The organism is Bradyrhizobium sp. 33ap4, from assembly GCF_032654765.1.
Lineage (GTDB): Bacteria > Pseudomonadota > Alphaproteobacteria > Rhizobiales > Xanthobacteraceae > Bradyrhizobium > Bradyrhizobium australafricanum.
In genome coordinates this window covers 66,026-88,055 of record NZ_JAUMTJ010000016.1, presented here as the reverse complement: position 1 = coordinate 88,055, position 22,030 = coordinate 66,026, and the positions used below count along the sequence as shown (strand labels likewise).

General features: G+C 65.4%; 26 protein-coding genes and 1 riboswitch. Of the genes, 18 read left to right on the top strand and 8 right to left on the bottom strand.

What is annotated here, in order from left to right:
• Positions 1-7 precede the first annotated feature (7 nt).
• Positions 8-68: riboswitch (Fluoride riboswitch) on the top strand.
• 68 nt (positions 69-136) lie between these two features.
• Both Q2M23_RS14555 and crcB read left to right on the top strand, forming a co-directional pair.
• On the top strand, positions 137-310 hold the full coding sequence (locus Q2M23_RS14555) for a hypothetical protein (protein ID WP_225161321.1): 174 nt from the start codon (positions 137-139) through the stop codon (positions 308-310).
• A complete protein-coding gene (gene crcB / locus Q2M23_RS14550) occupies positions 307-693 on the top strand; it encodes a fluoride efflux transporter CrcB (protein WP_057016137.1) in 387 nt (128 codons plus the stop codon). The genes Q2M23_RS14555 and crcB overlap by 4 nt, the downstream gene beginning before the upstream one ends.
• On the opposite strand, the gene Q2M23_RS14545 is transcribed toward crcB, so the two are convergent.
• On the bottom strand, positions 690-944 hold the full coding sequence (locus Q2M23_RS14545; RefSeq protein WP_057016138.1) for a hypothetical protein: 255 nt from the start codon (positions 942-944) through the stop codon (positions 690-692). The two genes, crcB and Q2M23_RS14545, sit on opposite strands and share 4 nt — an antisense overlap.
• 207 nt (positions 945-1,151) lie before the next feature.
• Between Q2M23_RS14545 and Q2M23_RS14540 the strand changes: the two genes are divergently transcribed.
• The 6 genes from Q2M23_RS14540 (at position 1,152) to Q2M23_RS14515 (ending at position 4,589) form a co-directional block, all read left to right on the top strand.
• Positions 1,152-1,373 carry a hypothetical protein gene (locus Q2M23_RS14540; protein ID WP_057016139.1) on the top strand — a complete coding sequence of 74 codons (222 nt, stop codon included), beginning with the start codon at positions 1,152-1,154 and terminating at the stop codon, positions 1,371-1,373.
• Between the two features lie 248 nt (positions 1,374-1,621).
• Positions 1,622-2,302, top strand: a complete 681-nt coding sequence (locus Q2M23_RS14535) for a transglutaminase-like domain-containing protein (protein WP_057016140.1) — start codon at positions 1,622-1,624, stop codon at positions 2,300-2,302.
• A 43-nt stretch (positions 2,303-2,345) separates the two neighbouring features.
• The gene (locus Q2M23_RS14530) at positions 2,346-3,272 is read left to right on the top strand and encodes a DMT family transporter (RefSeq protein WP_168857995.1); all 927 of its coding nucleotides are present in this window, start codon (positions 2,346-2,348) and stop codon (positions 3,270-3,272) included.
• Positions 3,273-3,355: 83 nt separating this feature from the next.
• Entirely contained in the window at positions 3,356-3,538 is a 183-nt protein-coding gene (locus Q2M23_RS14525; RefSeq protein WP_057016142.1) for a hypothetical protein, read from the top strand.
• 136 nt (positions 3,539-3,674) lie between these two features.
• Positions 3,675-3,848, top strand: a complete 174-nt coding sequence (locus Q2M23_RS14520) for a hypothetical protein (protein WP_168857994.1) — start codon at positions 3,675-3,677, stop codon at positions 3,846-3,848.
• Between the two features lie 348 nt (positions 3,849-4,196).
• Positions 4,197-4,589 (top strand): hypothetical protein, encoded by a 393-nt coding sequence (locus Q2M23_RS14515; protein ID WP_076824921.1) that lies wholly within the window; start codon positions 4,197-4,199, stop codon positions 4,587-4,589.
• Between the two features lie 86 nt (positions 4,590-4,675).
• Here the strand turns inward: Q2M23_RS14515 and Q2M23_RS14510 are convergent, their stop codons facing one another.
• The gene (locus Q2M23_RS14510; RefSeq protein WP_076824923.1) at positions 4,676-5,116 is read right to left on the bottom strand and encodes a hypothetical protein; all 441 of its coding nucleotides are present in this window, start codon (positions 5,114-5,116) and stop codon (positions 4,676-4,678) included.
• Positions 5,117-5,282: 166 nt separating this feature from the next.
• Positions 5,283-5,654, bottom strand: coding sequence for a YqjD family protein (locus tag Q2M23_RS14505; protein ID WP_016842979.1), 372 nt, complete (start codon positions 5,652-5,654; stop codon positions 5,283-5,285).
• Here Q2M23_RS14505 and Q2M23_RS14500 point away from each other — a divergent pair.
• Complete coding sequence (locus Q2M23_RS14500; protein ID WP_141342503.1) at positions 5,644-5,844, top strand: hypothetical protein; 201 nt, start codon at positions 5,644-5,646, stop codon at positions 5,842-5,844. The two genes, Q2M23_RS14505 and Q2M23_RS14500, sit on opposite strands and share 11 nt — an antisense overlap.
• 84 nt (positions 5,845-5,928) lie before the next feature.
• Here the strand turns inward: Q2M23_RS14500 and Q2M23_RS14495 are convergent, their stop codons facing one another.
• Positions 5,929-7,041: an AI-2E family transporter gene (locus tag Q2M23_RS14495; protein ID WP_057016145.1), complete on the bottom strand. Its 1,113-nt coding sequence runs from the start codon at positions 7,039-7,041 to the stop codon at positions 5,929-5,931.
• 227 nt (positions 7,042-7,268) lie between these two features.
• Between Q2M23_RS14495 and Q2M23_RS14490 the strand changes: the two genes are divergently transcribed.
• The 3 genes from Q2M23_RS14490 (at position 7,269) to Q2M23_RS14480 (ending at position 9,013) form a co-directional block, all read left to right on the top strand.
• Entirely contained in the window at positions 7,269-8,087 is an 819-nt protein-coding gene (locus Q2M23_RS14490; protein WP_316395946.1) for a L,D-transpeptidase, read from the top strand.
• A gap of 27 nt (positions 8,088-8,114) precedes the next feature.
• Complete coding sequence (locus Q2M23_RS14485) at positions 8,115-8,744, top strand: DUF2865 domain-containing protein (protein WP_057016146.1); 630 nt, start codon at positions 8,115-8,117, stop codon at positions 8,742-8,744.
• Positions 8,745-8,857: 113 nt separating this feature from the next.
• On the top strand, positions 8,858-9,013 hold the full coding sequence (locus Q2M23_RS14480) for a Thivi_2564 family membrane protein (protein ID WP_085970696.1): 156 nt from the start codon (positions 8,858-8,860) through the stop codon (positions 9,011-9,013).
• A gap of 414 nt (positions 9,014-9,427) precedes the next feature.
• Here the strand turns inward: Q2M23_RS14480 and Q2M23_RS14475 are convergent, their stop codons facing one another.
• Positions 9,428-11,590 carry a malate synthase G gene (locus Q2M23_RS14475; protein ID WP_229191036.1) on the bottom strand — a complete coding sequence of 721 codons (2,163 nt, stop codon included), beginning with the start codon at positions 11,588-11,590 and terminating at the stop codon, positions 9,428-9,430.
• Between the two features lie 205 nt (positions 11,591-11,795).
• The gene (locus Q2M23_RS14470) at positions 11,796-13,043 is read right to left on the bottom strand and encodes an MFS transporter (protein ID WP_200844478.1); all 1,248 of its coding nucleotides are present in this window, start codon (positions 13,041-13,043) and stop codon (positions 11,796-11,798) included.
• 79 nt (positions 13,044-13,122) lie between these two features.
• Here Q2M23_RS14470 and Q2M23_RS14465 point away from each other — a divergent pair, with 79 nt between their 5' ends.
• A complete protein-coding gene (locus Q2M23_RS14465) occupies positions 13,123-14,121 on the top strand; it encodes an AraC family transcriptional regulator (protein ID WP_316395945.1) in 999 nt (332 codons plus the stop codon).
• Between the two features lie 130 nt (positions 14,122-14,251).
• Here Q2M23_RS14465 and cysC read toward each other — a convergent pair whose 3' ends face one another.
• Positions 14,252-16,171 carry an adenylyl-sulfate kinase gene (gene cysC, locus Q2M23_RS14460; protein WP_168858367.1) on the bottom strand — a complete coding sequence of 640 codons (1,920 nt, stop codon included), beginning with the start codon at positions 16,169-16,171 and terminating at the stop codon, positions 14,252-14,254.
• Between the two features lie 41 nt (positions 16,172-16,212).
• Positions 16,213-17,007 (bottom strand): sulfate adenylyltransferase subunit CysD, encoded by a 795-nt coding sequence (gene cysD / locus Q2M23_RS14455; protein WP_057016181.1) that lies wholly within the window; start codon positions 17,005-17,007, stop codon positions 16,213-16,215.
• A 247-nt stretch (positions 17,008-17,254) separates the two neighbouring features.
• On the opposite strand from cysD, the gene cysG reads away from it, so the two are divergent.
• Genes cysG through Q2M23_RS14430 form a run of 5 tightly spaced genes read left to right on the top strand, consistent with a single transcriptional unit; the run spans position 17,255 to position 21,915 of the window.
• A complete protein-coding gene (gene cysG, locus Q2M23_RS14450) occupies positions 17,255-18,706 on the top strand; it encodes a siroheme synthase CysG (protein ID WP_316395944.1) in 1,452 nt (483 codons plus the stop codon).
• Positions 18,703-19,020 carry a DUF2849 domain-containing protein gene (locus Q2M23_RS14445; RefSeq protein ID WP_028334721.1) on the top strand — a complete coding sequence of 106 codons (318 nt, stop codon included), beginning with the start codon at positions 18,703-18,705 and terminating at the stop codon, positions 19,018-19,020. The genes cysG and Q2M23_RS14445 overlap by 4 nt, the downstream gene beginning before the upstream one ends.
• Positions 19,021-19,032: 12 nt before the next feature.
• Positions 19,033-20,688, top strand: a complete 1,656-nt coding sequence (locus tag Q2M23_RS14440; protein WP_057016151.1) for a nitrite/sulfite reductase — start codon at positions 19,033-19,035, stop codon at positions 20,686-20,688.
• On the top strand, positions 20,675-21,190 hold the full coding sequence (locus tag Q2M23_RS14435; protein WP_016845212.1) for a DUF934 domain-containing protein: 516 nt from the start codon (positions 20,675-20,677) through the stop codon (positions 21,188-21,190). Before Q2M23_RS14440 ends, Q2M23_RS14435 begins: the two co-directional genes overlap by 14 nt.
• The gene (locus Q2M23_RS14430) at positions 21,187-21,915 is read left to right on the top strand and encodes a phosphoadenylyl-sulfate reductase (protein ID WP_057016152.1); all 729 of its coding nucleotides are present in this window, start codon (positions 21,187-21,189) and stop codon (positions 21,913-21,915) included. The genes Q2M23_RS14435 and Q2M23_RS14430 overlap by 4 nt, the downstream gene beginning before the upstream one ends.
• Positions 21,916-22,030 lie beyond the last annotated feature (115 nt).

The following is a 22,030-nucleotide window of genomic DNA, read 5'->3' as shown; positions in this document are numbered from 1 at the left end:
CCATTCCCATGTTGATGGGGATGGAGTTCCCCGATAACCGCCGCAAGGCTGATGACTCCTACCGGGCGCGACAGCGTCGGTAGGAGCATGCGCCACCGCCGACCCGCCGTGTCCCGCGAATGAGAAGGGACAGCGCATGACGGGTCTTCCTGGTTCACTCTCAATCGCATTGTCGCTGGTCGGGTCGATCTGGCTCGTCGGTGTCGTCGCCCTGCTGGTCGGCGCGCCGGGCGAGCTGGTCGCGGCGACCTTCGTGCTTGGGTTGGTGGCGGGCTTTGTCGAATGGCGAGCCGGAAAGGTGGAGCATTGAACGTTCAGTTGTTGGCGGCGGTCGCGATCGGCGGTTCGCTGGGATCGGTCGCGCGCTATCTGGTGGCGATCGGCGCGGGGCGCCTGGTCGGCGCGGAATTTCCCTGGGGCACGCTGGTGATCAACATCGTGGGTTCATTCCTGATCGGCGTCTTCGCGGAAGCGTTCGCGCTGAGCTGGAATGCCAGCCAGGCGATGCGGGTGTTTCTCACCGTCGGCATTTGCGGCGGCTTCACCACCTTCTCGACCTTCTCGCTCGATGTGATCGTGCTGATGCAGCGCGGCGAGCTATGGTTGGCCGGCGCCTACATGGCAGCCTCCGTCGCGCTTTCGATTCTCGCGCTGTTCGGCGGCCTGCTGCTGGTGCGGGCGTTCACAGCCTAGTCAGTCGCGCGGCGGCCGGTGCGTGGATTGAGCGGTGCGGTCGGCGGCCGTCGCAGCGCTTCGGGCAGGAACGGCTCGCCACGCTTCGGCGTGGCGTCGGCGCGCACATCGGCGGCCCATTGCGCACGTTCGTGCGGCGTCTGGTTGTCGTTGAAGGTTCGCTTCACATCGACGCCGTCGACGGGATCGTTGACGCCGTTCCGGCTGGCGGGATGGTCGACGCCGCTGTGGATGTCACTGGAGTTGCCCATCGCGGCCTCCGTGCTCGGCGGATCCGGATCAAGATTTGATCCTGGATCCAGGACTTCTGCACCAACGTGGCCGGCGCAAGCGCCGTTCCAAACATGAAAGTGAAGGGCGGGAGGTACCGTCCGCCGCCCGGAATCCTTGGCGCGTCCGGGACCAGCCGGTAGGATGGAACCCGGATGGCAGCCAGGAACCAAGAGAAAGACCGGGGAATGAAGCATATCGACGTCGCGGTGATTGCTGCCACGCTGTGGCTGCTGGCGTCGATGGTGCTGGACATCCTGACGCCGAAGTCGCTCACCGCGCTGATGATCGCCGCCGCGCTTGCGCCGCCGTTCCTGATCGGGATCGGCATCCATTTCGCACGTGAATATTTCAAGGCGAGGCGGCGCAGCTACCCGCCGCCGCAGTTGGACGAACACTTCAAGAACTAAAGCATGATCCGGAAAAGTGCGAAGCGGTTTTCCGAGAAGATCATGCTCAAACAAGGAGCTAAAACGCGATGATGATTCAACCTAATCTCATCGCGCTTTAGCGTGTTTTCGAGCGACGTGGGCACCGGTTCGCGTGAAGAAAACGCGTGTCAAAACTGAAATCCAGGCCCCCGTTTCGATTCAATCGGAGCGGGGCAGGGCTGCACGTGCTGCATTGAACGGCCCACATGGCTTGCTAAGCTTGCGCCATGACCGAGCATCTCCCGGAAACGATCAGTCGCCTCTACACCGACCCTGGCGAATATGTCGACAGCGACCATCCCGCCGTCGAGGCGTTCGCCCGCGCCGCCGTTCCGTCCGACGCCAACGCGCGCGACAAGGCGCGCCGGCTCTACACCGCGGTGCGCGACGGCATCCGCTACAACCCCTATGTCAGCATGCGCTCGCCCGAGAGCTACCGGGCCTCGAGCGTGCTCGCCGCCGGCGACGGCTACTGCGTCGGCAAGGCTGCGCTCTATGCCGCGGCCTGCCGGGTCCACGGCATCCCGGCGCGTGTCGGCTTCGCCGATGTGCGCAACCATCTCACCACCGAGAAGCTGCGCCAGAGCATGGGCTCGGACCTGTTCACCTGGCACGGCTTCACCGAAGTGTTCGTCGATGGCGCCTGGCGCAAGGCGACGCCGACCTTCAACGACACGCTGTGCGCCAAGCTCGGCGTCAAGCCGCTCGATTTCGACGGCCACGCCGACGCGCTGCTGCATCCCTTCGACGGCGAAGGGCGCGCCTACATGCAGTATGTCAACGACCACGGCAGCTATCACGACGTCCCCGCCAAATTCCTGATGCGCGAGATGGCGCGCGAATACGCCGACATGCAGGGCGAGGATCTCGCCGGCCGCGACATGGAGCGCGAGGCGGCCGAGCAGTAGCGGACGTGTGAGCCGATCGCGCGCCGGTTGAGGGGGCGGTGTCATGGATGCGGAGCTGCCGAAAGCGCAGGTCAGCCGCCCCGCCAAAGGCTGGGAGGACGCGGTCGCGCTGACCGGCTTCATCCTGGTCGCGGTCGGGCAGGCCTCCAACCAGGTTCTGGCGCGCGGGCTTGCCGGCTCGGTGCCGCCGTTTTCGCTGGCCTTCTTCCGCTGGAGCATCATCGCCATCGGCCTCGCGCCGTTTGCGATCGCAGCGATCCGCGACGGCAAGATCCCGCTGGCGCAGAACCTCTGGCCGATCTTCGCCGCCGGCTTCCTCGGCATGTTCCTGTGCGGCGGCCCGGTCTACATCGCCGGCATCACGACCACGGCGATCCACATCGCGCTGATCTTCGCGCTGTCGCCGATCATGGTGCTGCTGATCTCGGCGGCGCTCGGCATCGAGCATATTGGTCCGCTGCAATGGCTCGGCACGGCGCTGGCGCTTGGCGGCGCGCTCCTGATCGTCTCGGGCGGTCATCTGGAAACGCTGACGCAATCGAGCGCGGCCTGGGGCGATCTCCTGGTGGTGTGCGCGATGCTCGGCTGGTCCGGCTACACGCTGCTGCAGTCGCGCGTCGCGCCGCGCGCCTCGCTGCTGGCTCGGGTCAGCCTGTTCTCGGCGGCCGGCGCGCTGTGCTCGCTGCCGCCGGCGCTCCAGGAGATGTGGGCGACGCCCGCGGAGGTGTTCAACACCCGGGCGTTCGAGGCCTATGTCTTCGCCGGCCTCGTGCCCGGCCTGATCGCCTATGCCGGCTTCGCCTGGCTCGGCGCGAGATTCGGCTCGGTGCGGAGCTCGCTGGTGCTCTACGTCGCACCGATCGCGAGCGCGCTGCTGTCCTGGATCATCCTCGGCGAGCCGCCGAAGCCGATCCATCTGGTCGGCGGCCTTTTGATCCTCGGCGGCGTCTGGGCGAGCCTGCGCAAATAGATCCAGTTCCTTCCCAAGGTGCAACCTTTTCCGGCCTCATGCGTTGAATCCAGCGTTGATTCAAGAGCTTAGTCGGAGGTCGCATGAATCTTACTCCCCAGCAGCGCAAGGACCGTGATGCGCAGCGTCAGCAAGATGCATCGCAGGCGATGAAGGAGCATCGCGCCAACGAGAAGGCGTTCTACGACAACTTCCAGCGCCTCAAGGCCGAACGGCAGGCGCGCGAAGCCGCGGAGTTACGGAAGACGAAATCCGCTTCGAAATAAGCGCTTGGAGTCACACCCACCAATCCGGATGGCCCGGATCTGATCGACCGAGAAGGAGCGGAAGCGAGGGGGCGAGCACGGCGCAAACAAGCTCGCCCCGAAGACGAGAAATCTCCAGGCTTATGGAGGACGTCAGATGTACTTTGCCGATCAGAAAACGGTCACCTGCAAATGCGGTGAGCCCTTGAGCGAATTGATGCTCGTCGACGACCAGACAACCGGAATCAAGTTTCACGTCGGTCGTTGCCCGTCCTGCCGTGAAGTGACGGTTGTTCGATCCCAGGACATGCCATCGAACGACAATGCCTGACGCGGACGGTCCCCTCGCGAGTGGGAGGACCGGGCCATTGGTTTCAGATTGTTCGATTGCGACCGGTGAGCGACAGGCCGGCTGACGCATCGTTTGCGGCACAGAAAAGAGCAGGGCGCGACCGGCATCACCACGGTCGCGCCCTACGTCGCCGGTCAATGGGGCAGGGGGAATAACCGGCTCTTCCAAAGACTCGCAGACCCCCTGAGTCGTTCCGCACAAGCGAAAATATTTTCGTACACGGTTAAGTGATGGCCGGACGCGAGAACCCCGCGGGTTTCGTTCGCGTTGTGTCCGGGATCGCCAAGGGATCGTCGAGCGAATTTCCATGGGGCGAGGGACATCACCATGTCAAAGATTCAGATGGGAATTTTCGCTGCGCTGGCGGCTGGGCTGACGCTTGGCGCCGTCCAGCTGGCATCTGGCCACGATCTCATCGGCCGCCAGCAGGTCACCACCGCACTGGCGCCGGAGAGCGCCGTCAATCGCGCCGCCAAGACCGACCGTTCCACGGTTCCGGTCATCGGCCTGCCGAGCCGGACCGTTGCGCTGAAGGTCGAGCGGCTTCCCGATACGTCGGTGCTGGTCCGCGTCCCCGTGGCCAAGGAAGAGGCGCGCCATCGCCCCGCGGTGCCGGCTCGGGCACGGCCCGGCGACACCCGCAAGGTGGCCTGCGAGCCCGTGGTCAGCGTGCTGACCGAAGTGGCCAAGCTGCTGCAGCCCGGCCGCTGCGTGACCTGAAAAGGGCGCACAGTCGTCTAATGTCGACGGAGTCATCGCCCGGCTTGATGTTCAGTTGCGGTTTGCACCTTACCGGGCAACGCAGGCTATTCCTCCTCGTCCGCCTCGCCGCCGCTGGCAGCGCTGCGGCCTGCCATCAGGCCAAGTGCGAGGCCACCGATCGCCAGGATCGGGATGAGCCGCTTCGCCCCGATGGCCCGCACGATCTGCAGGCCGGTGGCGACCACCACCGGATCGGCAAACACATTGGCCGCGGCGGCCTTTGCCGCCTTCTCGGCGCGGCGGCGCATCTCGCGCTTGCGCACGATGTAGACGCTGGCGGTGATCAGCGTGACGACAAGGAACAGCGCGGCGCCGGCGAGGCACGCTTCCACCGGCCCGTAGTGCTGCAGCACGTAGACGAAGGCGGCCGCGCACAGAAAGCCGATGGTGATGAACAGCGCGATCGCGGCGGCCGCGGCCAGCGACGTCAGCCGCAGCGCGTTGCCGGTGGTATCCTTGACGTCATTGATCAGCCGCTGAAGCATCGACCAGCCCTGCCCTGAATCTTGTCCTGAATCTTGCCTCGAACCTTGCCCTGAAGAGCGCGTCGACAAACGCGGCGGCGGCGCGCCAGCGCCGCCATCGCATCCAGAGGGGTGGTTTCCGCGTGACCGCCACCATGGGGCTCATCCCCCGGAGACCGCAGATTGCCTAGCGGCGCCAGGTGACGCCGATCAGGAAGCCGAGACCGAGCGCAAGGCCGACCGTCGCCAGCGGCCGCTGCGTGATCATATCTTCCAGCGATTCCTCGATCGAGGATGCGGCATCCTGCGCCGCGCCCATCATCGCGCTGCCGCGCTCCGACATGTCGTCGAGTGTATCTTCCGCACTGGCGCGCGCATCCTTGTAGCGGCGGCGGGCCTGCTTGCCCGCGTTGTTGGCAAACGAGTTCAGCGCGTCGGTGATCTGTTCGGTGAGGGCGGCGATATCGTTCTTCACGGCGGTGACATCCTTTTCAAGGCGTTCGTAGGTCGCTTTGTCCGTCATGTTCTTGATCCCAAATGCGCTGTCCGTGCTCGACATCGAAAAGCTCCCGGAGAACTTGCGTGCTGGAGCAAAAACGCGCCGCGCGGTGCATGGTTCCAGCCGTGAAACCGGGCTTTCAAACGGTGCCGGCTTCGCTCGAGAACGCCTTGCTAGTGTGCTGAATGCGAAGTTCGTGCGATTTCGCGCCAGCCACTTTCACGAACTTCGCATTCATAAAGCACACTAGAATCATAAGTTTGCTAGTGTCCTTATCGAATCCGAAGTTCGCTCCGAAGGTACGGCAAATGATGCGAACTTCGGATTCGGGACACTAGTCCTCCGGCAGCTGCGGCGAATTGACCGGCATCAAATGCTCCTTGACGATCAGTGCCACGATCAGGAGCGGCGACGACAGGAAGGCGCCCATCGGGCCCCATAGCCAGGTCCAGAACGCCAGCGCCAGGAAGACTGCGAGCGCGTTCAGCGACAGTCTGCGGCCGACGATCGTCGGCGTGACGAAATGTCCTTCCATGAAGGTCACGACGGTAAAGCAGGCCGGCGCGATCAGCCCGGCGCCGATGGTCGGCGAGGCGATGATGCCGACCGCGACCAGCACGACAAACATCGCGATCGGCCCGATGATCGGAACGAAGTTCAGCGTGGCGGCGAGCGCACCGAGCCCAGCCGGATTTGGCATGCCCGTTGCTGCGCAGATCGCGCCGGTGACGATGCCCACGCCGACATTGATCATGGTCACCATCAGAAGATAATTGCCGAGATGGGTCTCGACCTCGTTGAGGATGCGCAGCGTACGCAGCCGCGCCGTGCGTTCGCTGAATGCCATCACCAGTGCGCGGCGCAGATCCTTCCAGCTTGCGATGAACAGGATCAGGGTCGCGATGAACAGCAGGAATTCGGCGAAGGTCGGCGACAGGAATTCCAGCGTCGGCTGCACCCATTCGAATTTCGGCAGCTGGAGCGTGGCCAGCGTATCGGAGCCGCCGACCATGGTCTGCAATTCCTGCCACAGCGCGAGCGGCCGGTCGAACACGTGCAGCTTCTCCTTCAGGATCGCGCCGAGCTCGGGCAGCCGCGAGCTCCACTCCATCACCGGCGAGGCAATCAGCCCGACCATGAAGCTGACGGCGGCGCCGACCGCGATCACGATGACGACCGCGCCGAGCGCGCGCGGAATCCGATAGCGCTCGAGCATGCTCGCCGCCGGCGACAGCATGGTGCCGACGATGAAGGCCATGGTAATCGGGAGGAAGAAGGCGCGTGCGAAATAGAGCACCGCGACAATGACAATAACCAGCAGGGCCATCAATGCGAAAGCGACGGCCTCGGCGCGGCTGACAACCGGCGGCAGTTCGATCTTGCTGTCGGGGACTGGCGTGCCTTCGGGCGCTTTGCCAAGCAGGTCTTCACTTGGAAAGGCGCGCACCGAACTCCTCCCGCGTGAGGACGAACAAACCCGCCGCGTGGTCGCCCCGCGCGTCGAATGGCGCGATGACAACGGTCCGCTCCTCGGAAAGTTCCGTCGCGCGTTCGTGAGACGTGACGGGTTGACAATCGCGGCTTCGCGACGACTCGCGGCGGAACCGACTCGCGGCCATGCGCGTTGGCCCGGCATCGCATCACCACGATGCGCATCCCGTCCAGGGGCAGCACATGACACAGCAGTCTGTTTCCAGCCGCCGGCTTGCGTCGCGCGCCGCGCGCACCTTTGCCTTCGCCAGCGTCCTGTTTGCGACGCCGTTTGTTGTCGCCACGTCGGCCAGCGCCCAGGTCCGTTCTTCCGCGCTCGGCTATGCGTCGACGCAGTCGGGCGCATTTCCCGCCGACGAGGTGATGAACGACCCCTCGAGTGGGGCCGGCGAGGACGGCGCGCTGCCGGAGCGGCTGCGCCGGACCACCGTCGCGCTCAACACGACTGAGGCGCCCGGCACCATCATCATCGATACCGGCAACACCGCACTCTATTACGTGCTCGGCGGCGGCCGGGCGATCCGCTACGGCGTCGGCGTCGGCCGCGAGGGCTTCACCTGGGCCGGCACACAGACCGTCAGCCGCAAGGCCGAATGGCCGGACTGGCATCCGCCCGCCGAGATGATCAGGCGCCAGCCCTATCTGCCGCGCTTCATGGCCGGCGGCCCGGGCAACCCGCTCGGTGCGCGCGCGATGTATCTCGGCTCCAGCGAATACCGCATCCACGGCACCAACGATCCCTCGACGATCGGCAAGTTCGTCTCGTCCGGCTGTATCCGCCTGACCAATGAAGACGTTTCCGACCTGTTCAGCCGGGTCGATGTCGGCACCAGGGTCGTGGTGCTGCCGAAGAACGCGCCGCACCTCGCCGCGCGCGAGATCGGCCCGACCACGACGCAGATCTCGGTCCGGCCGGCCGCGGCGCGGCCGCGCCCCGCGGCGGCGACGCTGCCGTCCGGGCGTCAGGCGATGAACATCCCGACGGCTTCCTCGTTGTACTGACGATCGATGTTGTACTGAGGGCCGGTGATGGTGACGCGATACTCCAGGCGGTGGGCGTTCGGGACCGCGGCAGTGCTTGGCCTGTCCCTTGCGCCTGCGGCGCAAGCCCAAGATTTCTTCTCGCAACTGTTCGGCGGCTTCATGCATGGCCGCCCGCCGATGATTCGGATGCCGTTCGACGATGGGCCGCCTATGATGCCGCGGGTCGAGCGCCGTCCACGCTATGACGTCGGCCAGGCCTATTGCGTGCGGACCTGCGACGGCCGCTATTTCCCGCTTGCGTCGACCGGCAACCAGAGCAAGGCGGAAAGCTGCAACAGCTTCTGTCCGGCGAGCGCGACCGAAGTGGTCTATGGCGGCAATATCGACAACGCCGCGACGGAAGACGGCAAGCCGTATTCCGAGCTGCCGAACGCGTTCCGCTATCGCGACGAGCTGGTCTCGGGCTGCACCTGCAACGGCAAGGACTCTGTCGGCCTCGCCGCGGTGAAAATCGAGGACGATCCGACCTTGCGCAAGGGCGACATCGTCGCCGGCAAGGACGGGCTGATGTCGGTGAGCCGTCCGGACCGGCGCGGCGCGCAGCTCAACTTCACGCCGGCGCCGGATCGCATCCGCGCCAAATATGGCCGGCCGGCGGTGGTGGCGCGCGAGTAGCGTCGATCACACGCGGGCGGCCGCCTTCGGGTTCCTGGCGCGGAACCGGCCTGCCTCCTGCACGTTAGCAAAGGGCGAACAGCACATTCACCGATGCCATCAGGGGGCTCCGCATGCTCGTCGGCGTACTCGTCACCTTCCTTGTCGTTATTCTCGTTCTTTATCTCATCAACATGCTGCCGCTCGACGGCCGCGCCAAGCAGATCGCGCGCGCCGTCGTCATCATCATCGGCATCATCTCGCTGCTGAAGTATCTGGCGGTGTTCTAGATCCGTCATTGCGAGGAGCGAAGCGCGACCATCCTCATCGTCGTCCCTGCCTGGTGCGCAATTGCGCACTAGGCAAGGACGACAATGGCGGCGGTCGTGATTCAAGTTGTCAAACAAGCTTCTCGGTGTCGTCACCCGCGCATGCATGAGCGGGGGGTGACACGGCGAGGGCGTCTGCACGATTTCGGGATAATGGAAATGTAGAGCTGATTTGCCCGACGAGTCAAGTCGCCGTATCCGCCAAGTCGCCGTATCCGCCGGCACCTTTGCATGGGGTTGTTTTCGATAATTTGGCAGTGCGCCCTGCGACGGCAGGTGATCGCGTCCGGCTCTTCCCGGCGTTACTTGCGGCGCCAACAAAAAAGCCCCGGCTTATCGCCGGGGCTTTTGCTTGTCGTTGCGATCGCTTGCAGATCAGCCCGCGGCCTTGGCCTCGCGGCGGCGCGCGGTGAGGATGTATTCGGTATAGCCGTTCGGCTGCGTGCGGCCCTCGAAGATCAGGTCGCAGGCGGCCTTGAAGGCGGTGCCATCGAACGCGGGCGCCATCGGCTTGTAGAGCGAATCGCCGGCGTTCTGCTTGTCGACGACGACGGCCATGCGCTTCAGCGACTCCATCACCTGGTCCTTGGTGATGACGCCCTGATGCAGCCAGTTCGCGAGGTGCTGGCTCGAGATGCGCAGCGTGGCGCGGTCCTCCATCAGGCCGACATCGTGGATGTCGGGCACCTTGGAGCAGCCGACGCCCTGGTCGATCCAGCGCACGACGTAGCCCAGGATGCCCTGGCAGTTGTTGTCGATCTCCTGCTTCACATCGTCGGGCGCCCAGTTCGACTGCGACACCGGAATGGTGAGGATGTCGGAGAGCTTGGCACGCGGCCCACCCTTGGCGAGCTCCTGCTGGCGGGCGATCACATTGACCTGGTGATAGTGCAGCGCGTGCAGCGTGGCCGCGGTCGGCGACGGCACCCAGGCGGTGGTGGCACCGGCCTGCGGATGGCCGATCTTCTGCACCAGCATGTCGGCCATCTTGTCGGGGGCGGCCCACATGCCCTTGCCGATCTGGGCATGGCCGGGCAGGCCGTCGATCAGGCCGTTGTCGACGTTCCAATCCTCATAGGCCTTGATCCACGGCTGGGCCTTCATGTCGTTCTTGCGGATCATCGGACCCGCTTCCATCGAGGTGTGGATCTCGTCGCCGGTACGGTCGAGGAAGCCGGTGTTGATGAACATGATGCGCTTGGAGGCGCGCTGGATGCAGGCCTTGAGGTTGACCGTGGTGCGGCGCTCCTCGTCCATGATGCCGACCTTCAGCGTGTTCTCCGGCAGGCCGAGCATCTTTTCCACCTCGGCGAACAGGTCGCAGGTCAGCGTCACCTCGTCGGGCCCGTGCATCTTCGGCTTGACGATATAGGCCGAGCCGGTGCGGCTGTTCCTGACCTTGGAATTGCCCTTGAGGTCGTGGATCGCGAGCAGGCCGGCGACCGCGGCATCCAGGATGCCTTCCGGGATTTCCTCGCCCTTGGCGTCGAGCACGGCGTCGGTGAACATGTGGTGGCCAACATTGCGCATCAACAGCAGGCTGCGGCCGTGCAGCTTCAGCTCGCTGCCGTCGGGCTTCTTGTAGACGCGGTCGGCATTGAGCGAGCGGGTCAGCGTCTTGCCGCCCTTCTCGAAATCGGCCGACAGCGTGCCGTTCATCAGGCCGAGCGTGTTGCGATAGACCAGCACCTTGTCCTCGGCGTCGACGGCAGCGACCGAGTCCTCCATGTCGAGAATGGTGGAGACCGCCGATTCCAGGATCATGTCGGCGACGCCGGCCGGGTCATCCTTGCCGATCACGTTGTTGCGGTCGATCTTGACCTCGACATGCATGCCGTTGTTGACGAGCAGGATCGCGGAAGGCTGAGCGGCGTCGCCCTGATAGCCGGCGAACTGGGCGGCGTTCTTCAGCGCGGTCGAGTTGCCGCTCTTCAGCTTGACCGAGAGCTTGCCCGCGATCACGGCGTAGGAGGTGACGTCGGTGTGGCTTCCGGTCGCAAGCGGCACGGCGGCGTCGAGGAACGCCTTCGCCTTCGCGATCACCTTGTCGCCGCGGGCCTTGTTGTAGCCACGGCCAGCCTCGCTCGGATCGTGCGGGATCGCGTCGGTGCCGTAGAACGCGTCGTACAGCGAACCCCAGCGCGCGTTGGCGGCGTTCAGCGCGTAGCGGGCGTTGGTGAGCGGCACCACCAGCTGCGGGCCGCAGATCTTGCCGATTTCCTCATCGACATTTGATGTCTCGACCTTGTGGGTCGCGGGCTCGGGCAGCAGGTAGCCGATGTCCTTGAGGAACGCGGTGTAGGCGTTGATGTCGAACGCCTTGCCCCTGTTGGCGCGATGCCAGTCGTCGATCTTGGCCTGCAGCGTGTCGCGGACCGCGAGCAACTCGCGGTTCTTCGGTCCGAGCTTCTGGATGATGGCGGCAAGTCCGGCCCAGAACGCATCCGGGGCGATCCCGGTTTTCGGCGTCGCCTCCTTGGCGATGAAATCGAACAGGACAGGGGCAATCTTCAATCCATGGGCATCGACACGAGTCATGATGGGCTTTCTCAAAGAAATGGGGCGTTTAGGAGCTGTTTTCCAGAGAAATCAGCAAAAAACGCGCCAAAGGGCCGCGTTCACGGCCCTTTTAGCCCTAAAGTCCCGGTTCTGAGAAGGCCCCCTTTCCGGCCCCACGCTGCATCGTCACGCGGGCGGCCACCCTGAATCTTCCAAACGCCGGGGTCCGCTCCCGGAAATCCCGTCAGGGCGCCCCGGTGCGTACCTTGCTGGCGATCAGCAATGCAGCGAGCACCAGGGGAATTGCGCCCGCTACGAACACAGCGGCTGCGCCCATCAGATCAAGCACCAGCCCGCCGCCGGCCGCGCCCATGGTGATGCCGAGGAAGATCGAGGCCACGGTCAGTCCGGTCCCGCTCTCGGTCTCGTCGGGCACCATGCGGGTGATCCAGGTCGTGGTCGCGACCGGTACGCCGCTGAAGGCAAATCCCCAGAGTGCGACCAGCACCAGAGCTGGAATGACGTCCTTGCCAAAGACCGAGAGCAACAGACCGATCACGCTGATCGCCAGCGGCATCGCGATCAGCGTGAGCTTGAGTTTGCGCTCGGCCATCAGCCCGCTCGCGAACGAGCCGAGGTAGTTGGCGACGCCGAAGGCAAGCAAGGTCGCCGCAACTCCGGCGGCGCCCAGCCCCGTCACGCTCTCAAGGAATGGACGGATATAGCCGAAATAGCCGAAGTGTCCGGTGAAGACCAACGTTGCCGCCAAGATGCCGGCGCCGATCCCCGGCCGTGTCAGGATGTCGATCAGGGTGTCGAGCCCGGCTTCTCCCCTTGGAGCCAAACGCGGCAGAGCAAGTGCCTGGATGACGAATACCGCTGCGCCCAATGCCGTCGCGAGCAGGAACACGGAGCGCCAGCTCGCCACCTCGCCGAGATAGCTGCCGAGCGGAACGGCAATGATCATCGCGGCGGGAATGCCGCTCATCACGATCGACAAGGCCCGGGCAACCAGCGACGGCGGTACCAGCCTGATCGTCGTCGCTGCCGCCATCGCCCAAAACCCGCCGATGGCAAGGCCGAGCACGATCCGCGCCGCCAGCAGGAACGTGATGCTCGGCGCCAGCGCCACCAGCAGATTGGAGATCACCAGGAGAATCGAAAAGCTGAGCAGCACCGGCTTTCGATTGAACCTGCGCGTCAGTGTCGGCGTGAACAATGCTCCGACCAGCCCGGCCAGCGAGGTCGCGGTCACGGCCTGACCGGCGAGGCCCGGACTCACACCGAGATCGCGCGCCATCGGCGTCAACAGACCGGACGGCAGGAACTCGGCCGTCAGAAGTGCGGTGACGCCCAGCATCATGGCCGCGACGGCGCCCCAGGCGGGCCTTTCCGGTGAGGCCGGCTTGTCACCAACCTTGAGCGCGGCGTCGCCCGGCATCAGCGCAACGGCATCGGCGTGCGCCAGAGCGGGGTCCACTTCTTGATCCATTGGCCGAACCTTCCATCTATGTTGCACCGCCGCAGACATAGGCTGGAGGTTTTGGACGATCTATGCCATAAACACTCTAATGTTTGATCGTTCGTCCAGATCGTCCGCCGCCGATACGACCGACGCCGCCGTCGATCTGGTGAGCGAGTTGCTGCTCGGCATGCGGCTTGAGGGCGTTCACTACCGTCGGATCGAGACGCGGGCGCCCTTCGGGTTTCGGTTCGAAACGCCGTACGGACGCGCGCAATTCCACTTCGTTGCACATGGCACGGCACTTCTGCGCTACGCTGATGCGACGCTGCTTCCCCTTGGATGCGGTGACGCGATTTTCCTGCCGCGCGGCGGCGCGCATGATCTTGTCTCGGCCCCGGATGAGCCGAGTTGCGACGTCGAGCGTTTCGAGACCGAGACGCTGTGCGGCAATGTCGATGTGACATCGGCCTGCCCTGAAGGATGCCCGCAGGACGAGTCGGTCCTGGTCTTCAGTGCCTGCATGAATTTCGATCTTGGCGGCATGCGCCCGCTGATCGCGCTGATGCCGGAGGTGATGCGGGCCGACACGTTGCTTGCGCGCCAGCCGGAAATCGAGCCGATGCTGAAGGCCATGGAGCGGGAGACCTGCACGCCGCGGGCCGGCTCCGTCGGCGTGATGGCGCGGCTCGCCGATGTGCTCGCCGCGTCGATCGTGCGTGGCTGGGTCGAATGCGGCGGCGACAACGCCATGGGCTGGTTCGAGGCCTTGCGTGATCCGCGTCTCGGCCGCGCGATCGGCGCGCTGCATCGCGCGCCCGGCCGCAACTGGACTGTTGCTGAATTGGCGGCGGAGGCGGGTTGCTCGCGTTCGCTGTTCGCCGAGCGCTTCCAGGCCATGACCGGGCAATCGCCGCTGCGCTATCTTGCCGAGCTGCGCATGCGTCTCGCGACACAGTGGATCAAGCATGAACGCCAGCCGATCGATGTGATCGCGCAGCGGCTTGGCTATGCGTCACAGGCGGCGTTCAGCCGCGCGTTCAAGCGTGTCACCGGGCAATCGCCGGGGATGGTACGGCACGGGGCCGCAAGCCGCGCGGCCGAATAGGCCTCAACACCGCCGTCTGCCCCGCTGCAAGCGGGGCATCCGGTACGCCGCGGCCTATCGGCTCGATAATTGCTGTCTCTGGAATACTGGATCGCCTGGACAACAAGCCGCGCGATGACAGCAAGAGAAGCTAAATATTCGCCGCGAGGTCGGTCAGTTCGTCGAACAGGATGCCAGTCGTGGCGAGCATCCGCTCGATCTCGTCGGTGGCATCGCTGACCGAGCGGTTCGAGGTGTCGATGGTCAGTTCGTTGCCGGTCGGCGGCTGGTAGTCATTGGTGATGCCGGTGAAAGACGGCAATCCGCCGGAGCGCGCCTTGGCGTAATGGCCCTTCGGATCGCGGGTCTCGCAGACCTCGGCAGGCGTTGCGACATAGATCTCGCGGAATGCGCTGTCGGCGATGCGGCGAGCTGCCGCACGGTCGGCGGTCGATGGCGACACCGCGGCGACGATGGCGATATGGCCGTTGCGCGCCAGATGGGTCGCGACTTCGGCGAGGCGGCGGATGTTTTCGGCGCGGTCCTGCGGCGAGAAGCCGAGATCGCCGTTCAGCCCGGCACGCAGCGTGTCGCCATCGAGCAGGATCGGCGAGCCGCCATTGCCGAACAGGCGCCGTTCCAGCGCCCGCGCCAGGGTCGACTTGCCCGAGCCGGGCAGGCCGGTCAGCCAGACCACTGCGCCGTTGTGGTGGTAGCGCGCCGAGCGCTCGTCCGGCCGCAGCGCGGACTCCACCGGCACGATATCGACCGGCACCGCCGGCCGGCCGGCGTCGACCGACAGCACGAGACCGCCGCCGGCGATACGGCCGTTGACCTCGATCACGAGGCGGCCGGTGCGCGGATTGTCGGTGTAGGGATCGGTTGCAACCGGCTGCGCCAGCGAGATGTCGATCTCGCCGACATGGTTGCGCGCGATCGCGGTGTTCTCTTCGTTGGACAGCGCGCCGGGATCGACCGCCTTCTCGATCGCGACCACGGTGGCGCGGCTTTCCTTGGTGCCGAGCCGGATCAGGATCTGCTCGCCCTTGGTCAGCGGCTTGTCATGCAGCCAGAAGATCCGGGCGCGGATGCGGCGGGTGTCGCGCGGGCTCTGCCCGGAATGTCCGATGATGTCGCCGCGCTCGAGGAATAGCTCGCGGTCGAGCGTGATGCCGACCGAGCGTCCGGCGCCCTGTGGGGCGTTCACCGGCGTCACCGGCCAGCTCTCAACGGTCTTGATCCGCGCGATCTTGCCGGTCGGCATGATCACGATCTCGTCGCCGGCCTTCAGGCTGCCGGACTCGATGCGGCCCGCCACGATGCGGCGGTCGTCGAACTTGTAGATCGCCTGCACCGGCAGCCGCAGCGGCAGCTCGGCCAGCGGGCGTGCCGGCTCGAGCGCATCGAGCGCCTCGACCACGGTCGCGCCCTTGTACCAGTCGATCCGCGGCGTGCGTTCGGCAACGCCGTCGCCGTCGCGCGCCGAGATCGGGATCACGGCTGTGGGGGTCACGCCGAGGCCGATCAGATGCGCGGAAATCTCGTCGCTGATCTCCTTGAAGCGGTCGGCGCTGAACTCGACGCGGTCCATCTTGTTGACCACGACCGCGACCTGCTTCACGCCGAGCAGATGCAGGAGATAGCCGTGCCGCCTGGTCTGGTCGCGCACGCCTTCCAGCGCATCGATGATCAGCACCGCGCCGTCGGCCTGCGAGGCGCCGGTGATCATGTTGCGCAAGAACTCTGCGTGGCCGGGCGCGTCGATCAGCACGACGTCGCGCGAGCGGGTGCGGAAGCGGATCTGGGTGGTGTCGATGGTGATGCCCTGGTCGCGCTCGGTCTGCAGCGCATCGAGCAGGAACGACCACTCGAACGGCATGCCGCGCCGCGCGCTCACCGCCTTCAGCATTTCCAGCTTGCCGTCGGGCAGGCTGCCGGTCTCATGCAGCAGGCGCCCGACCAGCGTCGACTTGCCGTGATCGACATGGCCGACGATGACGATGCGCACCTGCGGCCGCGTCGTGCCGTTGGGCGTTGCCGAGATCGAGGCAGTGGGAAGGATCATGTTCATCGGAACGCTCGCACGAAGCTTGGTGTTGCTTGAAGTGTTGATCAGAGATAGCCGGCGACGCGCAGCCGCTCGAACGCATCCTCGGTCTCGTGGTCGAGCGCGCGGCCGGCGCGCTCCGGGACCTTGGTGCCGTCGAGCTCGGTGAGGATCTCGTCGATGTTGGAGGCGGTGGAGGCGACCGGGAAGGTGATGTCGGCATCACCCAGCGAGCGGTAGCGCTTGCCGTCCTTGGCGAGATAGAGCGGGATGATCGGAATATTCTCGCGCTTGGTGTAGGCCCAGATGTCGGCCTCGGTCCAATGCAGGATCGGATGGATGCGCAAGTGCGCGCCTTGCGGCGGCGAGGCGTTGAACTGGTCCCAGAACTCCGGCGGCTGGTCGCGGACGTCCCATTCGCCCTCGAGGCCGCGCGGCGAGAACACGCGCTCCTTGGCGCGGGTGGCCTCTTCGTCGCGGCGGATGCCGGCGATCAATCCGTCAAAGCCGAACTTGTTGAGCGCGAGCTTCAACCCCTCGGTCTTGCGCGCGGCAGAACGCGCGGCCGGCGGCAGGGTCGGGTCGACGCTGTCGATCGGCGGGCAGGGCTCGACGCGCAGGTCGAGATCCCATTCCTTTCCGAAGCGGTCGCGGAACGCGTACATCTCCGGAAATTTCTTGCCGGTGTCGACGTGCAATGCCGGGAACGGGACGCGGCCGAAGAACGCCTTGCGCGCCAGCCAGATCATCACGTTGGAATCCTTGCCGAGCGACCACAGCAACGCGAGCTTTTTCAGCCGGGCGAACGCTTCGCGCAGAATGTAGATGCTCTGCGCCTCCAGCTCGTCGAGATGATCCATCGACGGAGGCGCCTGATTGGCGGGAATCCCCGGCACGGAAGATGCATTGCTAAGCGCTGCGGACCGCGTCCTGGCGGCGCCGGATTCGTTGTCGAGAAGATGCATCTCTTGGCCTTGGCCTGTGGAGTTGAAAATTCTAAAGTTGCGCTGCAATAGAGAAGAAATAATTTTCTCTTTGCTGGCCTTGATCGAGAGATAAATAGAAAATAATTTCAGTCAACCCCCAAGTTGGGGAAGCGAGTGTCTGATGCGATATCTGCCGGTGTTTCTGGATCTGCAAAGCGGCAAGGTGCTGCTCGTTGGAGCGGGCGACCTCGCGCGCGCCAAGTTGCGGCTGCTCGCAGCCGCCGGCGCCGCGGTGCGCTGGTACGCGACCGACGGTGATCATGACATTGCCGGTCTTGCGGCGGAGGACGCCGCGCGGATCGAGCGCGCCGAAGGCGATCCGCTCGCCGCCGATCTTTCCGATGTCATCGCCGTCCTCTGTGCCGGCGCAGGCGAGATCGGTGTTGCGATGTCGGTGCGCGCCAAAGCGATCGGCCTGCCGGTCAACGTGATGGACGACCTCGTACATTCCACCTTCATCATGCCGGCGATCGTCGATCGCGGCGATGTCGTGGTCGCGGTCGGCACCGGCGGCACGTCGCCGGTGGTGGCGCGCCGCATCCGCGAGAAGATCGAGGCGGTGCTGCCGGCGCGGATCGGCGATCTCGCCGGCTTCATCGGCGGCGTCCGCAAATCGATCCACGCCCGCATCGAGGAGTTTCCGCTGCGTCGCCGCTTCTGGGAGCGCATTGTCGACGGCCCGATCGGCGCGCTGGTGCTGGCCGGCCGCAAGGACGAGGCCGAGCAGGCGCTGAACGCGATCACCGATCCCGCCGCATTCGCCGGCGCGAGCGCGGAAGGCAAAGCCATCGGTCACGTGACGCTCGTCGGCGCCGGTCCCGGCGATCCGGATCTGCTCACGGTGAAAGCGTTGCGCGCGCTGCAGGATGCCGACGTCGTGTTCTATGACGAATTGGTGTCGTCCGAAATTCTCGACCGCATCCGGCGCGATGCGACGCGGATCCCGGTCGGCCGCCGTGTCGGCAAGCCCGGCATCGGCCAGGATGCCATCAATGCACTGATGATCGAGGCCGCGCAGTCGGGCCAGCGCGCGGTGCGGCTGAAGGGCGGCGATCCCTTTATCTTTGGCCGCGGCGGCGAGGAGATCGAGGCGCTGCGCGACGCCGGCGTCGCCTACTCCATCATTCCGGGCGTCTCCGCCGGTCTGGGCGCGGCCGCGCAATTCGAAGTGCCGTTGACCTTCAGGCACGAGGCGCTGCGCATCACCTTCCTCACCGCGCACAAGGCGCGCGATGCCGAGGTTGTCGACTGGTCGGTGCTGACGGACAAGAAGATGACCGTCGTCGTCTATATGGGCATGACCGCGGCGCCCTCGATCCGCGAAGGCATGCTTGCCGCGGGCCGCTCGCCGGAGACGCCGGTCGGCGTGTTCGCGCGCGTGACGCGGCCGGATGCCAAGGCCGCGGTCGGCACGCTGGCGCGGCTGCCCGAACTGGTCAAACAGGTCGATGGCGGTCCCGCCATTCTCATCATCGGCGATGTGGTCGCGCATTCCGCGCCGTGGAGCCGGTCCAACGTCACCCAACTCTTCTCCAACCAGATGTTCTCCGAACTGCTGAAAGCTGCCGAATGACCTCTCCGCTTGAACAGAAGAAAATCAGGATCACGGGCCCCTCGGTGGTGACCGCCAACCGCACCTGGGATGGTGCCGTGGTGTACCGAACCGCCAAGCAAGGCTGGTCCACCGAACTGTCCGATTCCGCTGTCGTTAGCACCTCCGACGACGCGCGCGCGCTCTTGGCCGAAGCCACCGCCGACGATGTCGGCGCGGTCGGCCCCTACATCGCGCCGGTCGAGCTCAAGGACGGCGGCAAGCTCAAGCCGGGCAATCTTCGCGAACATATCCGCGCCAAGGGCGTCACGATCGATCTCCAGGTGCCGGCGTAAGGCTCATCCATCATGTATGCATATGACGAACTCGACCGCACGCTGATCAACGAGCGTGTTTCGGAATTCCGCGACCAGGTGAAACGCCGCCTTTCCGGCGAGCTCACCGAGGACGAATTCAAGATCCTGCGCTTGCAAAACGGCGTGTACCTGCAATTGCACGCCTACATGTTCCGCGTCGCGATCCCCTACGGCACGCTGTCGTCGAAGCAGCTGCGCCGGCTCGCCCATGTCGCGCGCCGCTACGACCGCGGCTACGGCCATTTCACTACGCGGCAGAACATCCAGTTCAACTGGATCAAGCTCGCCGAGCTGCCCGACGCGCTGGCCGACCTCGCCGAAGTCGGCATCCACGCGATGCAGACCTCCGGCAACAACATGCGCAACGTCACCTCGGACCAGTGGGCAGGGGTGGCGCCCGGCGAGATCGAGGATCCACGCATCTGGTCGGAGATCCTGCGCCAGCACACCACGCTGCATCCGGAATTCTCGTTCCTGCCGCGCAAGTTCAAGATCGCGATCACCGCATCCGAGCACGATCGTGCCGCGATCAAGATCCACGACATCGGGCTGCGGCTGCACAAGAACGCCGACGGCGAGACCGGTTTCGAGGTGCTGGTCGGCGGCGGCCTCGGCCGCACGCCGTTCATCGCCAAGACCATCAAGCCGTTCGTCCACGGCCGCGACATCCTGAGCTATGTCGAGGCGATCCTGCGCGTCTACAACCAGTACGGCCGCCGCGACAACATCTACAAGGCGCGCATCAAGATCCTGGTGCACGAGCTCGGCATCGAGAAGTTCGCCAAGGAAGTCGAGGAGGAGTGGAAGGCGATGGGCGATGTCGGGCTGACGCTCGATCACGCCGCAATCGAGGAGGTCCGCTCGCGCTTCTCCTATCCGCCTTACGAGAAGCTGCCGCACATGCCGGACGAGCTGAAGCAGGCCGCGCATGATCCGCTGTTCGAGCGCTGGCGCAAGAACTCGGTGGCGCCGCACAAGGTGCAGGGCTATTCGATCGTGACGCTGTCGCTGAAGCCGGTCGGTGGCCCTCCGGGCGACGCCACCGCGGAGCAGATGGACGCAGTCGCCGACCTCGCCGACAAATATTCGTTCGGCGAGATCCGTGTCGGCCACGAGCAGAATCTGGCGCTGCCGCACGTCGCCAAGCGCGACCTGCCGCAGCTGTTCAAGGCGCTCGACCGCCTCGGCCTCGCGACGCCGAACGTCAACCTCGTCACCGACATCATCGCTTGCCCCGGGCTGGATTACTGCTCGCTGGCCAACGCGCGCTCGATCCCGATCGCGCAGGAGCTGACGCGCCGTTTCGCCAACCACGACACCGCCGACCTGATCGGCCGGCTGCACATCAACATCTCCGGCTGCATCAATGCCTGCGGCCATCACCATGTCGGCCACATCGGCATTCTCGGCGTCGAGAAGAACGGCGAGGAATTCTACCAGATCACGATCGGCGGCCGCGCGGACGAGAACGCGCAGTTGGGCACGCTGATCGGCCCGGCCGTTCCCTATGCGGAAGTCGCCGACGTGATCGAAGACATTGTCGAAGCCTATCTCGCGCTGCGCGACCGTCCCGAGGAATTGTTCGTCGATACGGTGAAGCGTCTGGGCGTCGAGCCTATCAGGGAGCGGGTCTATGCCACTCGTTAAGCAGGGAAGAATCACCACCGATCTGTTCGTGCATGTCGCCGACGGCGCCGAGCTGCCGGGCGACGGCGCGGTGCTGGTGAGCGCCGAGCGTTTTCTCGCCGATCCGGAGGCGCTGCTGCGCCGTCCCGGCAAGCTAGGGGTGATCTGGCCGAACAACCGTAACCTCGACGATCTCGTGCCGCATCTCGATCGGCTGGCCTCGGTCGCGCTGGTGTTTCCGACCTTCCGCGACGGCCGCGCCTACAGCCAGGCGCGCCTGCTGCGCGAGCGTTACGGCTATGACGGCGAACTGCGCGCCACCGGCCAGATCCTGCGCGACCAGTTCGTGTTCATGACGCGCGCCGGCTTCGACGCCTTCGAGGTGAAGAAGGACGCCGACGCCGACGCGTTCGCCGCGACTATGAAGCGCTATTCGGTGTTCTACCAGCCGACCGGCGACGGCCGCGTCACCGCACTCAACCGCCGCATGCAGCTGCGTCACTCGGAGAGCGCCGGCCAGTGAGCACGCTCGCACCAGAGCTCGCAGTGGCGCCGGCCGCATTGCCAGCGGCCGATGCGCTCGATCGCGCGCTGCGCACGGCATCACCCGCCGAGGTGATCGCAGCCGCGGTCAAGACGCTCGGCCGCGAGAAGGTGGCGCTGGTGTCGTCGTTCGGCACCGAGTCCGCCGCGCTGCTCAAGGTGATGGCGGACGTCGATCCGGCGATCCCGGTGGTGTTTCTCGATACCGGCTGGCTGTTCGAGGAGACGCTGGCTTATCGTGACACGCTGGTCGAAACGCTCGGCCTCACCGACGTGCGTTCGATCAAGCCCGATGAGGAGGCGCTGTCGCGCCAGGATCCGGACCGCGAATTGTGGTTCACCGATCCCGACGCATGCTGCCGCATCCGCAAGGTCGAGCCGCTGGCGCGTGCGCTGAAGCCGTTCGCCGGCTGGATCAACGGCCGCAAGCGTTTCCAGGGCGGTGCCCGCGCCGACATCCCGGTTGTCGAGGATGACGGCGTCAGGCTGAAATTCAATCCGTTCGCCAACGTCTCGCGCGAGGAGATCGAGGCGATCTACACGCTCGGCAAGCTGCCGCCGCATCCACTTGTCGCATCGGGATATCAGTCGGTCGGGTGTATGCCTTGCAGCAGCCGGTCCGCTGCCGGCGAGGATGCGCGCGACGGCCGCTGGCGCGGCCGGGCCAAGACGGAATGCGGCATCCATACGATGAAGATGTCATAGGGTATGGAGCAGGGCGCTCGATCGCGATGAGCCTTCGTCGCGATTTGGCGACGCGACAAAGCCTTCGCAGTGCGGCAACTTCGTAGCACAAGCGCGCTGCGCCGCCGAAAATAAA

Excerpts from the sequence above, each read along its gene's own strand:
- Q2M23_RS14555 (WP_225161321.1), top strand. The coding sequence starts at position 137 with ATGACGGGTCTTCCTGGTTCACTCTCAATCGCATTGTCGCTGGTCGGG.
- Q2M23_RS14545 (WP_057016138.1), bottom strand. The coding sequence starts at position 944 with ATGGGCAACTCCAGTGACATCCACAGCGGCGTCGACCATCCCGCCAGC.
- Q2M23_RS14540 (WP_057016139.1), top strand. The coding sequence starts at position 1,152 with ATGAAGCATATCGACGTCGCGGTGATTGCTGCCACGCTGTGGCTGCTG.
- Q2M23_RS14535 (WP_057016140.1), top strand. The coding sequence starts at position 1,622 with ATGACCGAGCATCTCCCGGAAACGATCAGTCGCCTCTACACCGACCCT.
- Q2M23_RS14530 (WP_168857995.1), top strand. The coding sequence starts at position 2,346 with ATGGATGCGGAGCTGCCGAAAGCGCAGGTCAGCCGCCCCGCCAAAGGC.
- Q2M23_RS14525 (WP_057016142.1), top strand. The coding sequence starts at position 3,356 with ATGAATCTTACTCCCCAGCAGCGCAAGGACCGTGATGCGCAGCGTCAG.
- Q2M23_RS14520 (WP_168857994.1), top strand. The coding sequence starts at position 3,675 with ATGTACTTTGCCGATCAGAAAACGGTCACCTGCAAATGCGGTGAGCCC.
- Q2M23_RS14515 (WP_076824921.1), top strand. The coding sequence starts at position 4,197 with ATGTCAAAGATTCAGATGGGAATTTTCGCTGCGCTGGCGGCTGGGCTG.
- Q2M23_RS14510 (WP_076824923.1), bottom strand. The coding sequence starts at position 5,116 with ATGCTTCAGCGGCTGATCAATGACGTCAAGGATACCACCGGCAACGCG.
- Q2M23_RS14505 (WP_016842979.1), bottom strand. The coding sequence starts at position 5,654 with ATGTCGAGCACGGACAGCGCATTTGGGATCAAGAACATGACGGACAAA.
- Q2M23_RS14490 (WP_316395946.1), top strand. The coding sequence starts at position 7,269 with ATGACACAGCAGTCTGTTTCCAGCCGCCGGCTTGCGTCGCGCGCCGCG.
- Q2M23_RS14485 (WP_057016146.1), top strand. The coding sequence starts at position 8,115 with ATGGTGACGCGATACTCCAGGCGGTGGGCGTTCGGGACCGCGGCAGTG.
- Q2M23_RS14480 (WP_085970696.1), top strand. The coding sequence starts at position 8,858 with ATGCTCGTCGGCGTACTCGTCACCTTCCTTGTCGTTATTCTCGTTCTT.
- Q2M23_RS14475 (WP_229191036.1), bottom strand. The coding sequence starts at position 11,590 with ATGACTCGTGTCGATGCCCATGGATTGAAGATTGCCCCTGTCCTGTTC.
- Q2M23_RS14470 (WP_200844478.1), bottom strand. The coding sequence starts at position 13,043 with ATGGATCAAGAAGTGGACCCCGCTCTGGCGCACGCCGATGCCGTTGCG.
- Q2M23_RS14465 (WP_316395945.1), top strand. The coding sequence starts at position 13,123 with ATGTTTGATCGTTCGTCCAGATCGTCCGCCGCCGATACGACCGACGCC.
- cysC (WP_168858367.1), bottom strand. The coding sequence starts at position 16,171 with ATGAACATGATCCTTCCCACTGCCTCGATCTCGGCAACGCCCAACGGC.
- cysD (WP_057016181.1), bottom strand. The coding sequence starts at position 17,007 with ATGGATCATCTCGACGAGCTGGAGGCGCAGAGCATCTACATTCTGCGC.
- cysG (WP_316395944.1), top strand. The coding sequence starts at position 17,255 with ATGCGATATCTGCCGGTGTTTCTGGATCTGCAAAGCGGCAAGGTGCTG.
- Q2M23_RS14445 (WP_028334721.1), top strand. The coding sequence starts at position 18,703 with ATGACCTCTCCGCTTGAACAGAAGAAAATCAGGATCACGGGCCCCTCG.
- Q2M23_RS14440 (WP_057016151.1), top strand. The coding sequence starts at position 19,033 with ATGTATGCATATGACGAACTCGACCGCACGCTGATCAACGAGCGTGTT.
- Q2M23_RS14435 (WP_016845212.1), top strand. The coding sequence starts at position 20,675 with ATGCCACTCGTTAAGCAGGGAAGAATCACCACCGATCTGTTCGTGCAT.